This window comes from Pseudomonas protegens (assembly GCF_003732485.1).
Classification (GTDB): domain Bacteria; phylum Pseudomonadota; class Gammaproteobacteria; order Pseudomonadales; family Pseudomonadaceae; genus Aquipseudomonas; species Aquipseudomonas protegens_B.
The window spans coordinates 12281-23824 of the sequence record NZ_MOAK01000043.1 but is presented as its reverse complement, the minus strand read 5'-3'; the positions used below and the strand labels follow the sequence as shown (position 1 = coordinate 23824).

The following is an 11544-nucleotide window of genomic DNA, read 5'->3' as shown; positions in this document are numbered from 1 at the left end:
AGATCGCTATAGATCTGGTTGTATTTGCTCATGGGATGGCTCTGTGCCGGACTGTGCTCAAGGCAGGCACCTTAAGGGCTGGAAGGGGCATTTGTCCATGCGCCCTGGTGAGGCTTCCCCAGGTGGAAAAAGCATGGCGTAGGGCCACGTCGGAAGAAAATTTCAAACTCGTCTGTACGAGTTATTGATTTAACTCGTACAGACGAGTAATTTGCCCCTCGGCGTGCTGCCAATAACAAAAATCTCAGGTGGAAGAACAAGCATGAGCCACGACTATTCAATAATCGCCAGCGAGTTGCTGCACAGCCTCGGTGGCGCCGACAACCTCGAACAGGCGGCCCATTGCGTGACCCGCCTGCGCCTGGCCCTCAAGGACCCGAGCCTCGTCGACAGCGCCACACTCAACCAGATCGATCTGGTCAAGGGTTCGTTCTTCACCGGTGGCCTGTTCCAGGTGGTGATCGGCCCTGGTGAGGTAGAGAAGGTCTACGCGGCCCTGCGTGAACAGACGGGCCTCGCGGTTTCCACCATTGCCGACGTGAAGCAGAAGGGCGCGGAAAAGACCAACGCCATGCAGCGTCTGGTGCGGGTGTTCTCCGATGTGTTCATGCCCATCCTGCCGGCCCTGATCATTGCGGGCCTGCTGATGGGGGTGAACAACCTGCTGGGCGCCAAGGGCATGTTCATCGAGGGCAAGACCCTGCTTGAGGCGTACCCGGGGCTGGATGGGCTCTGGAGCCTGATCAACCTGATGGCCAACACCTCCTTCGTGTTCCTGCCGGCCCTGGTGGGCTGGTCGGCGGCCAAGCGCTTTGGCGGCAGCGAGATCCTCGGCATTGTCCTGGGGCTGATGCTGGTGCACCCGGACCTGCTCAATGCCTGGAACTATGGCAAGGCCGTGGCCGGGCTGGACGGCCAGAGCCTGCCGTACTTCGATATCTTCGGTCTGTTCCAGATCGAGAAGGTCGGCTACCAGGGGCAGATCCTGCCGATCCTGCTGGCGGCCTATGTCATGAGTGTTATCGAAAAGTGGCTGCGGGCCCGGGTGCCCAACGCCATCACCCTGCTGGTGGTACCCATCACCACCATCGTGGTCACCGGCGTACTGGCCCTGGCGATCATCGGGCCGGTGACCCGGCACCTGGGAATCCTTATCACCGAAGGCGTGGTCACCCTGTTCGACCTGGCTCCCGTGCTCGGCGGCGCGATCTTCGGCCTGCTTTACGCACCGCTGGTGATCACTGGCATGCACCACATGTTCCTGGCCGTCGACCTGCAACTGATCGCCACCCAGGGCGGCACCTTTATCTGGCCGATGATCGTCATGTCCAACCTGGCCCAGGGCAGTGCGGCCCTGGCGGTATTCACCATGAGCCGCAACGCTCGTGATCGCAGCATGGCCTCGACCTCGGCGATTTCCGCCTACTTCGGCATCACCGAACCGGCGATGTTCGGCGTCAACCTGCGCTACAAGTTTCCCTTCTACGCCGCGCTGATCGGCTCGGCCCTGGGCAGCATCTTCCTCTCGCTGAACAAGGTTCAGGCCTCGGCCATCGGTGTCGGTGGGCTGCCGGGGTTCATCTCGATCATTCCCCAGTACATCCCGACGTTCGTCATTGGCATGGTCATCGCCCTGGTGGTGCCCTTTGTCCTGACCTGCGGCCTGAGCTTGAAGATCATCCGCCCCGGCTACCGAGTGGCCTGACCGGCCTTGTAGGCGCCGGCTCGCCGGCGAACGCCCTCGCACTTTCCAAAGGATTCCCCCATGCAAGACTGGCAGCGTTCGGTGATCTACCAGATCTACCCGAAAAGTTTTCACAGCCACCAAGGCCAGGCCACCGGTGACCTGCTGGGGGTGGTGGACAAGCTCGACTACCTGCACTGGCTGGGGGTCGACTGCCTGTGGCTGACCCCGTTCCTGCGTTCGCCGCAGAGGGACAACGGCTATGACATCAGCGACTACTACGCCATCGATCCCAGCTACGGCAGCATGGCCGACTGCGAGCTGCTGATCGCCGAAGCCGGCAAGCGCGGGATCAAGCTGATGCTGGATATCGTGGTCAACCACACCTCCATCGAGCACGCCTGGTTCCAGCAGGCCCGCAGCAGCCTGGACAACCCCTACCGGGATTTCTACATCTGGCGCGATGAGCCCAACAACTGGGAATCCAAGTTCGGCGGCTCTGCCTGGGAATACGAGGCCCAGACCGGGCAGTACTACCTGCACCTGTTCGATCACACCCAGGCCGACCTCAACTGGGACAACCCCCAGGTGCGCGCCGAAGTCTTCAAGATGATGCGCTTCTGGCGCGACAAGGGCGTCGGCGGCTTCCGCCTCGATGTGATCAACCTGATCTCCAAGCCGGCGGATTTCCCCGAGGATCAGAGCGACGGCCGACGCTTCTACACCGATGGTCCCAACGTGCACCAGTACCTGCAGGAAATGCATCGGGAAGTGTTCGCCGGGCACGATCTGGTGAATGTCGGCGAGATGTCCTCCACTCGCCTGGAGCACTGCATCCGTTACTCGCATCCGGAGTCGAAGGAGCTGTCGATGACCTTCAACTTCCATCACCTGAAGGTGGACTACCCCAACCAGCAGAAGTGGCTGCGGGCCGATTTCGACTTCCTTGAGCTCAAGCGCATCCTCTCCGACTGGCAATCCGGCATGCAGGCCGGTGGCGGCTGGAATGCGCTGTTCTGGTGTAACCACGACCAGCCGCGGGTGGTCTCGCGTTTTGGCGACGACGGCGAACACCGGGTGGTGTCGGCGAAGATGCTGGCCACCGCGTTGCACCTGCTCCAGGGCACGCCTTTCATCTACCAGGGCGAAGAACTGGGCATGACCAATCCGCACTTCGAGCGGATCGAGCAGTATCGCGATGTCGAGACCCTGAACATCCACCGCCTCAAGCGCGAGGCCGGTGAAGAACCGCAGGCCATCATGGCGGCGATCCAGCAGAAGTCCCGGGACAACGGGCGCACGCCGATGCAGTGGAATGCCGGGGTCAATGCCGGGTTCAGCAGCGCCGAGCCCTGGATCGGGATACCGGCCAACGCCAGCCAGATCAATGTCGAGGCGCAACTCGACGACGAAGATTCGGTGCTGCATCACTATCGCCGGCTGATTGTCTTGCGCCGCCATGAGGCGCTGATCCAGCACGGCCTTTATCGCCAGTTGCTGCCCGAGCATGGGCAGATCTGGGCCTATGTGCGCGAGGGCGACGGCGAGCGCCTGCTGGTGGTGAACAACTTCTATGGCTCGCCGTGTGAGGTCGAGTTGCCGGAAGCGGTGATCAGCGCCGGCATGCAACAGCGTCTGCTGATCAGCAACTACCCGGACCACGAGCCGCGCAGCCAGCACTTGCACCTGCGGCCTTACGAGTCCTTCGTCCTGCACCTGACCCGGTAGGAGCCGGCTTGCCGGCGAACCGGGCCAGGCGATCTTTCTGGCCCAGCGCATGCGCCGCCAAGCCGGCTCCTACGAATCCAAACATCACAATAAAAATAATGGGGTGGCTTATGAACACAACAATAAATCGCGGTCTGGCGGCGTCCTGTCTGTGCCTGGCATTGCCGTTACCGGCCCAGGCCCTGGAGTTTGCCGGGTACTTGCGCAGCGGTCTTGGCACCTCGGTGAACAGCGGCTCGCAGTCCTGCTTCCAGTTGCCCGGCGCGCAGTCCAAGTACCGCCTGGGCAACGAGTGTGAGCAGTACGCCGAGCTGGAGCTGCGCCAGGACCTGTACACCCTGGAAGACGGCTCGGTGCTCAGCGTCGACGGCATGGCGTCGCTCTACAACCGCTACGATCGCAACCTGACCTTCCAGGGCGAAAACGGCTCGGCGCGCATGCCGCAGATGTACGCCCAGTGGTCGAACCTGCCCAGCCTCAATGGCGGTTCGCTGTGGGCCGGGCGCCGTTACTACAAGCGTAACGACATCCATATTTCCGACTTCTACTACTGGAACCAGAGCGCCACCGGCGGCGGGGTCGAGGACGTGCGCATCGGCGATCTGAAATACAGCTACGCCTTTTCCCGCAAGGACAACCTCTACCAGAAGCAGGCCGTGAGCCGTCACGACTTCAACATTGCCGGTTTCCAGACCAACCCCGGCGGCGAGCTGGAGTTGGGCCTGAGCTACCTGGAAAAGCCCGATCGCCGTGGTGCCCACAATGGCTGGGCGATCACCACCCAGCATGTGCAGAAAGACTTTTTCGGCGGCAAGAACAAGCTGGCCCTGCAATACGGTGAGGGCCCCGGTACCGGCCTGGGCTACACCGGCAATCCCTACCTGGATGACGGCAACAAGAGCTATCGCCTGGTGGAGTTCTTCGACTGGCAGGTCACCCCGCGCTTCGGCGGCCAGGTCGAGGCGGTCTATCAGAAGGACATTCGCCCCGACGGCCAGGACCAGAACTGGATCTCCCTGGGCGTGCGCCCGGCCTATGCCATCACCGAGCAGTTCAAGCTGGTGACCGAGTTTGGTCACGATCAGGTGGAAGCGCCGGGAGGCACCCGCAAACTCAGCAAGTTCACCTTCGCGCCGACCTGGTCACCCAAGGGACCGGACTTCTGGGCCCGCCCGGAGGTGCGCCTGTACTACACCTATGCCAGCTGGAACGAGGCCGCCAAACGCGCGGCCAACGAACTGGCGGCCGGCTCCGCGCTGTCTGACAGTGGTGTATTCGGCAGCGCCCGACACGGTGCGAACGTCGGCTTGCAGGTCGAGTACTGGTGGAAATAAGCGATGCTGTCGGGGCTCGCGCTCCATCGGCACTTCAAGGAATCATTAGCAGGTGACGTCATGGCCATAACCCAACCCTTGCAATTGCTCGCGCCCCTGTCCGGGGTGTTGCTGCCCCTGGATCAGGTTCCGGACCCGGTGTTTTCCAGCCGGGTGATCGGTGACGGGCTGTGCATCGACCCGACTTCCCAGACCCTCTGTGCGCCTTTGTCCGGGGTCGTCAGCAACCTGCAACACAGCGGCCATGCGGTGAGCATCACCGGTGAACAGGGCCAGCAGGTGCTGATGCACATCGGCCTGGACACGGTAAACCTGGCGGGCAAGGGCTTCACCTGTCTGGTCGAGGAGGGGCAGCAGGTCTCGGCAGGCCAGCCGCTGATCGAATTCGATGCTGATTATCTGGCCCTGCACGCCCGCAGCCTGTTGACCCTGATGCTGGTGGTCAGTGGTGAGGCGGTGACCGGGCTGGTGTCCGACAGCCTGCTGGTGGAGTTGGGACAGCCGGTGTTGCAGATCGAGCCCGCCTCCGCGCAGGAGGTCGGCAAGGCCGAGGACGCTGAAGCTGAGGCGCTGTTTTCCAAACCGCTGATCCTGGGCAACCCCCAGGGGCTGCACGCACGTCCGGCGGCGTTGCTGGCCCAGGCCGCCAAGGGCTTTGCCGCGAATATCTGCCTGCACCGCCGCCAGGACTCGGCCAATGCCAAGTCCCTGGTGTCGATCATGGCGTTGCAGACGGTGCAGGGCGATGTCTTGCAGGTCAGTGCTGCGGGTGCGGATGCCGAGCGGGCGATCCAGGTTCTGGTGGAGCTGTTGGTCTCGGGTTGTGGCGAAAAAATCAGTCCTGCGGCGTCGAGTCCTGAGCCAGTAGCGGCGCGGGATGAGTCGCAGGAGACGGTTCTGCGGGGCGTCTGTGCGTCACCGGGTTCGGCGGTCGGCCAGGTGCTGCAGGTGGCAGAGCGGCGCCTGCAGATAAGCGAGTGGGCGGCGAACCCGCAGCAGGAGCGCGAAGTCCTTGAGCGGGCCTTGCGGGAGGCGGTCCGGGGCCTGCAACAGCTGCGGGACAATGCCCCGGGGGAAGCGCAGCAGGAAATCTTCCGCGCCCACCAGGAACTCCTCGATGATCCGAGCCTGTTGCAGCAGGCCGAAGCCCTGATCATCACCGGCAAGAGCGCCGCCTATGCCTGGAACAGTGCCATCGAGGTTACCGCCGAGCTGTTCAAGGGCCTGGGCAGTACGCTGCTGGCGGAGCGCGCGGTGGATCTGGCGGACGTCGGCCAACGGGTGCTCAAGCTGATTCTCGGGGTGCAAGAGCATGCCCTGAGCTTGCCGGACCAGGCCATTCTGATTGCCGAGCAACTGACCCCCTCGCAGACCGCCAGCCTGGACACCAGCAAGGTGCTGGGATTTGTCACGGTGGGCGGCGGCGCCACCAGCCACGTGGCGATTCTCGCCCGGGCCCTGGGCCTGCCGGCGATCTGTGGCCTGTCGTCCCGGGTCCTGTCCCTGGCCAACGGCACCCGGGTGCTGCTGGATGCCGATCGCGGCGAACTGCATACGGACCCGGACCCGCAACGCTTGCAGCAACTGGAGGCCCTGCGTCAGCAGCAACGCTTGCGCCAGCGTCAGGACCTGGCCCAGGCGGCGCAACCGGCGGTGACCCGCGACGGTCATCATCTGGAGGTCACGGCCAACATTGCCTCTCTGGCGGAGGCCGAGCAGGCAATGAGCCTGGGAGGCGAAGGCGTCGGCCTGTTGCGTTCGGAGTTTCTCTACCAGGACCGCAGCCACGCCCCCAGCCCCGAGGAGCAGGCCGAAACCTATCGAGCCATTGCCCGGGCCCTGGGGCCGACGCGCAATCTGGTGGTGCGGACCCTGGACGTGGGCGGCGACAAGCCTCTGGCCTATGTGCCCATGGACAGTGAAGCCAACCCCTTTCTCGGCCTGCGGGGTATCCGCCTGTGCCTGGAGCGTCCAGAACTGCTGCGGGAGCAGTTCCGGGCGATTCTCGCCAGCGCCGGGCAGGCTCGCCTGCACATCATGTTGCCGATGGTCAGCCAGCTGGCGGAGCTGCGTCAGGCGCGGCAGTTACTGGATGACGAGGTTCGGGCCCTGGGCCTGGCGGAGCGGCCCAAGTTGGGCATCATGATCGAGGTGCCTTCGGCGGCCCTGATGGCAGACCGCTTTGCTCCAGAGGTGGATTTCTTCTCCATCGGCACCAACGACCTGACCCAATACACCCTGGCCATGGACCGTGATCATCCGCGCCTTGCCAGTCAGGCCGACAGCTTCCATCCGTCGGTGCTGCGCCTGATCGCGCGAACGGTGCAGGCCGCTCATGCCCACGGCAAATGGGTCGGCGTCTGTGGCGCACTGGCTTCCGAGACCCTGGCGGTGCCGCTGTTGCTGGGCCTGGGAGTGGACGAACTGTCGGTGAGCGTGCCGCTGATCCCCGCCATCAAGGCCCGGGTACGGGAGCTGGATCTAAGCGAGTGCCAGGCCTTGGCTGCGCGGATCATCGATCTGGAAGACGCGGTTCAGGTACGTGAATGCCTGCAAAGGCAGCAAGTCGCCGCCGACTCACTGGTTCTGGAGAACTGAAGATGTTCGAGAAATTGCAACGGGCGTTCTGGAAGGCCCTGACTCCAGACTTGATCCCTGATCAGCCGAAGGCCCCCAAGGCCAACGGCAGTGCTCTGAATGACGCGATGCTGGCGGCGCTGGGTGGCAGCGCCAATATCAAGAGCCAGCAACCATTGGCCCTGACCCGCCTGCGCCTGGAGCTGCATGATCCGCAGTTGCTGGACAGCAGCGCCCTGCGAGTGGCGGGGGTGCCGGCAGTGATGCCCCTGGCCGGTGGCGTGGTGCATCTGCTGTTGGGATTGCAGGGCTGAGGGGCCTGTTCGCCGGCAAGCCGGCTCCTACAAGAGCAACGGGCTTGCCAGCGAGCAGACTCTCGAAAACCCCCATCGTTTCCCCGTCCCGCCTGCGTCCGGTCGCCGCGCCGGCCTTACTGTTTCTCAACTGCGGGTGTATCGTATTCGCCTTTTGCGGGCCTGGGTCCGCCGCAGATACGTGAGGTAGTTGAGTCCATGTCCTTTACCCGTCGACAAATACTCGGTGGTCTGGCCGGTCTGGTAGTGGTCGGCGTGGGAGCGGGTGGCGCCTCGCGCTACTGGCTGGGGAAAATGGCCGACGCCGAGGCGGGCCACGATTACGAGCTGATCGCCGCGCCCCTGGATGTGGAGCTGGTGCCGGGGCACAAGACCGAGGCCTGGGCCTTCGGACCATCGGTACCGGGCACCGAACTGCGGGTACGCCAGGGCGAGTGGTTGCGGGTACGCTTCATCAACCACCTGCCCGTGGCCACCACCATCCACTGGCACGGCATCCGCCTGCCCCTGGAAATGGACGGCGTGCCTTACGTCTCGCAACTGCCGGTGCTGCCCGGCGAATACTTCGACTACAAGTTCCGCGTACCGGATGCCGGCAGCTACTGGTATCACCCCCATGTGAACAGCAGCGAAGAACTGGGTCGCGGCCTGGTGGGCCCGCTGATCATCGAAGAACGTGAACCCACCGGCTTCCAGTACGAGCGCACCCTGAGCCTGAAAAGCTGGCACGTGGATGAAGAGGGCGGGTTCATGCCCTTCAGCATTCCTCGGGAGGCGGCGCGAGGCGGTACGGCCGGGCGCTTGTCCACGATCAACGGTGTGTCCCAGGCGGTGATCGAGCTGCCGGCGGGGCAGATCACCCGGGTGCGACTGCTCAACCTGGACAACACCCTGACCTACCGCATCAACATCCCGGATGTCGAAGCGCAGATCTATGCGCTGGACGGCAACCCCATCGAGCCGCGCCCCTTGGGCAAGGAATACTGGCTGGGGCCGGGCATGCGCATCTGCCTGGCGATCAAGGCGCCGGCGGCGGGGCAGGAACTGTCCCTGCGCAACGGTCCGGTGCGCCTGGGCACCTTGCGTTCGGTGGCCAACAACGATGCGCCGACCCAGTGGCCGCCAGCCCTGCCGGCCAACCCGGTGGCCGAGCCGGATCTCGACAACGCCGAGAAGCTCAACTTCAATTTCGAGTGGGTTGGCTCGGTCTCGGTGAACGTGGACAATGGCAAGCCGCCCAGCCTGTGGCAGATCAACGGCAAGGCCTGGGACATCACCGACAAGACCTGCGCCGACCGCCCGATTGCCACGCTGAAAAAGGGCAAGAGCTACATTTTCGAATTGAAGAACATGACCCAGTACCAACACCCGATTCACTTGCACGGCATGAGCTTCAAAGTCATCGCCTCGAACCGCAAGAAGATCACTCCGTATTTCACCGACACCTACCTGCTGGGCAAGAACGAGCGGGCCCGTGTGGCGCTGGTGGCGGATAACCCCGGGGTCTGGATGTTCCACTGCCACGTGATCGACCACATGGAAACCGGTCTGATGGCCGCCATCGAGGTGGTGTGATGCGTCAGATACGCCCGGCGTCGATCATCGACCGCAGTCGCGACCAGGACTTCATGCGCGAAGCCCTGGCCCTGGCGGCCCAAGGCGCCGCGCTGGGGGAAGTGCCGGTGGGTGCGGTGCTGGTACTGGATGGCGAGATCATCGGCCGCGGCTACAACTGCCCCATCAGTGGCAGCGACCCCAGCGCCCACGCCGAGATGGTGGCGATCCGCGCGGCGGCCCAGGCGGTGAGCAACTATCGCCTGCCCGGCAGCACCCTGTACGTGACCCTGGAGCCTTGCAGCATGTGCGCCGGGCTGATCGTCCATTCGCGCATTGCCCGAGTGGTGTACGGCGCCCTGGAACCCAAGGCCGGCATCGTGCAGAGCCAGGGCCAGTTCTTCACCCAGGGTTTCCTCAATCATCGAGTGCTGTACGAGGGCGGGGTGCTGGCCGAGGAGTGCGGCACGGTGTTGAGTGAGTTCTTCAAGGCGCGTCGAGCGCGCTGATCGCAAACCGGTTCGCGGCCTACACAAAACCGTAGGAGCCGGCTTGCCGGCGAAGAGGCCCTTGAGCCTTGCGCCGCTCTGGCGGGCGCCTTCGCTGGCAAGCGGAACGCCGCCCGGCCAGCTCCTACAGGGGGAAGGCGGGGTTATTTCTTGGCGATAATCACCGCGCGCATCGGCGCCGGCAGGCCCTCGATGGTCTTGCTGTGATCGTTGGGATCGAGGAAGTCGCGCAGGGACTGGTACTTCATCCACTCGGTGCCGCGCTGCTCCTCGACGCTGGTCACGCTGACATCCACGCAACGCACATCACTGAAACCAGCACGTCGCAGCCACAGTTCCAGGGCCGGCACCGACGGCAGGAACCACACGTTGCGCATCTGCGCGTAGCGGTCTTCCGGCACCAGCACCTGGTGCTGATCGCCTTCCACCACCAGGGTTTCCAGCACCAGTTCGCCGCCCTTGACCAGGCAGTCCTTCAACGCCAGCAGGTGCTCGATGGGCGAACGGCGGTGGTAGAACACCCCCATGGAAAACACCGTGTCGAAGCCTTCCAGGTTGGCCGGCAGGTCTTCGAAGGGGAATGGCAGGTGCCACACCGACGGCTCCGACAAGTAGCGCTGCACCGCCTGGAACTGGCAGAAGAACAGCCAGTTGGGGTCGACGCCGATCACGCTGTGGGCGCCGGCGCCGAGCATGCGCCACATGTAGTAGCCGTTGCCGCAGCCGACATCGAGGATGCGCTTGCCTTCAAGGTTCAGGTGCGGGGCGACCCGCGACCATTTCCAGTCCGAGCGCCATTCGGTGTCCACGTGCACGCCGAACAGATCGAACGGCCCCTTGCGCCATGGCGACAGGCCCATCAGCGCAGTACGCATCTGCCCTCGGGTGGCGTTATCGCAATCGGTGTCCAGGCGCAGGCCGTTGATCAGGTCGACTTCGCTGGGCTGGATCTTCGGCAGCGCATCCAGGGCGCTCTGCCAGCGCTCCAGGTCGCCATGACCCTTTTCCATCTTGGCATCGAGCTGGGCTTGCAGGCCGTTGGCCCATTCGGCCAGGGGCGTGCCCGCCAGACGGCGAGCGAGGGGGGACAGATCAATCATGGCAGGGCAATCAACGAGGCAAAATTAAGACACTGGAACCACGGCACGACTTTCGAGAACCCGGCGGCCAGCAGGCGTTCGCGGTGTTCTTCGAAACTGTCGGGCTTCATGACGTTTTCGATGGCGCTGCGCTTCTGGGCAATTTCCAGTTCGCTGTAGCCGTTGGCGCGTTTGAAGGCGATGTGCAGGTCGGTGAGCAGGGCGTGTTCCTCGGTGTCGTTGAAGCGCAGCTTCTCCGAGAGGATCAGCGCACCGCCGGGCAGCAACGACTGGCGGATACGCCCGAGCAGAGCCAGGCGCTGCTCCGGGGCGATGAACTGCAGGGTGAAGTTCAAGGCCACCACCGAGGCCGGCTGGAACTCCAGGGCCAGGATGTCGCCTTCGACCACCTGCACCGGCAACAGCTCCTGGAACATCGAATCCTGGCCGTTGAGGTATTCCCGGCAACGTTCGACCATGGCCGCGGAGTTGTCCACCGCGATCACCCGGCAACCGTCGGTGCGCACATGGCGGCGCAGGGCCTGGGTCACCGCACCCAGGGATGAGCCCAGGTCGTAGAGCACGCTGTTGGGCTGGGCGAACTGCGCTGCCAGTACCCCGAGGTTCTCGACAATGGTCGGGTAACCCGGCACCGAGCGCTTGATCATGTCCGGGAACACCCGCACCACATCCTCGTTAAAGGCGAAGTCGGGCACCTGGGCCAGGGGCTGGGCGAATAGGCGGTCGGGTTCTTTGCTCACGGCG

General features: G+C 64.0%; 9 protein-coding genes. 7 read left to right on the top strand and 2 right to left on the bottom strand.

Annotated elements, in window-relative coordinates; genetic code table 11:
* The first annotated feature begins 262 nt into the window (after window positions 1-262).
* From treP to tadA, 7 genes are all read left to right on the top strand, one after another.
* On the top strand, window positions 263-1705 hold the full coding sequence (gene treP / locus BLX41_RS09515) for a PTS system trehalose-specific EIIBC component (protein WP_123724683.1): 1443 nt from the start codon (window positions 263-265) through the stop codon (window positions 1703-1705).
* 60 nt (window positions 1706-1765) lie between these two features.
* Complete coding sequence (treC, locus tag BLX41_RS09510; protein WP_123724682.1) at window positions 1766-3412, top strand: alpha,alpha-phosphotrehalase; 1647 nt, start codon at window positions 1766-1768, stop codon at window positions 3410-3412.
* A 110-nt stretch (window positions 3413-3522) separates the two neighbouring features.
* Window positions 3523-4746 (top strand): maltoporin, encoded by a 1224-nt coding sequence (locus tag BLX41_RS09505; RefSeq protein WP_123724681.1) that lies wholly within the window; start codon window positions 3523-3525, stop codon window positions 4744-4746.
* 60 nt (window positions 4747-4806) lie between these two features.
* On the top strand, window positions 4807-7344 hold the full coding sequence (gene ptsP, locus BLX41_RS09500) for a phosphoenolpyruvate--protein phosphotransferase (protein ID WP_123724680.1): 2538 nt from the start codon (window positions 4807-4809) through the stop codon (window positions 7342-7344).
* 2 nt (window positions 7345-7346) lie between these two features.
* Window positions 7347-7637 carry a PTS sugar transporter subunit IIB gene (locus BLX41_RS09495; RefSeq protein WP_123724679.1) on the top strand — a complete coding sequence of 97 codons (291 nt, stop codon included), beginning with the start codon at window positions 7347-7349 and terminating at the stop codon, window positions 7635-7637.
* Between the two features lie 198 nt (window positions 7638-7835).
* Window positions 7836-9212 carry a multicopper oxidase family protein gene (locus tag BLX41_RS09490; RefSeq protein ID WP_123724678.1) on the top strand — a complete coding sequence of 459 codons (1377 nt, stop codon included), beginning with the start codon at window positions 7836-7838 and terminating at the stop codon, window positions 9210-9212.
* Window positions 9212-9700 (top strand): tRNA adenosine(34) deaminase TadA, encoded by a 489-nt coding sequence (gene tadA / locus BLX41_RS09485; RefSeq protein ID WP_123724677.1) that lies wholly within the window; start codon window positions 9212-9214, stop codon window positions 9698-9700. Before BLX41_RS09490 ends, tadA begins: the two co-directional genes overlap by 1 nt.
* A 143-nt stretch (window positions 9701-9843) precedes the next feature.
* Here the strand turns inward: tadA and cmoB are convergent, their stop codons facing one another.
* On the bottom strand, window positions 9844-10800 hold the full coding sequence (gene cmoB, locus BLX41_RS09480) for a tRNA 5-methoxyuridine(34)/uridine 5-oxyacetic acid(34) synthase CmoB (protein WP_123724676.1): 957 nt from the start codon (window positions 10798-10800) through the stop codon (window positions 9844-9846).
* Window positions 10797-11540: a carboxy-S-adenosyl-L-methionine synthase CmoA gene (cmoA, locus tag BLX41_RS09475; protein ID WP_123724675.1), complete on the bottom strand. Its 744-nt coding sequence runs from the start codon at window positions 11538-11540 to the stop codon at window positions 10797-10799. The genes cmoB and cmoA overlap by 4 nt, the downstream gene beginning before the upstream one ends.
* Between the last annotated feature and the right edge of the window lie 4 nt (window positions 11541-11544).

Coding starts and splice junctions, on each gene's coding strand:
- cmoB (WP_123724676.1), bottom strand. CDS start 10,800: ATGATTGATCTGTCCCCCCTCGCTCGCCGTCTGGCGGGCACGCCCCTG.
- tadA (WP_123724677.1), top strand. CDS start 9,212: ATGCGTCAGATACGCCCGGCGTCGATCATCGACCGCAGTCGCGACCAG.
- treC (WP_123724682.1), top strand. CDS start 1,766: ATGCAAGACTGGCAGCGTTCGGTGATCTACCAGATCTACCCGAAAAGT.
- ptsP (WP_123724680.1), top strand. CDS start 4,807: ATGGCCATAACCCAACCCTTGCAATTGCTCGCGCCCCTGTCCGGGGTG.
- BLX41_RS09495 (WP_123724679.1), top strand. CDS start 7,347: ATGTTCGAGAAATTGCAACGGGCGTTCTGGAAGGCCCTGACTCCAGAC.
- BLX41_RS09490 (WP_123724678.1), top strand. CDS start 7,836: ATGTCCTTTACCCGTCGACAAATACTCGGTGGTCTGGCCGGTCTGGTA.
- treP (WP_123724683.1), top strand. CDS start 263: ATGAGCCACGACTATTCAATAATCGCCAGCGAGTTGCTGCACAGCCTC.
- BLX41_RS09505 (WP_123724681.1), top strand. CDS start 3,523: ATGAACACAACAATAAATCGCGGTCTGGCGGCGTCCTGTCTGTGCCTG.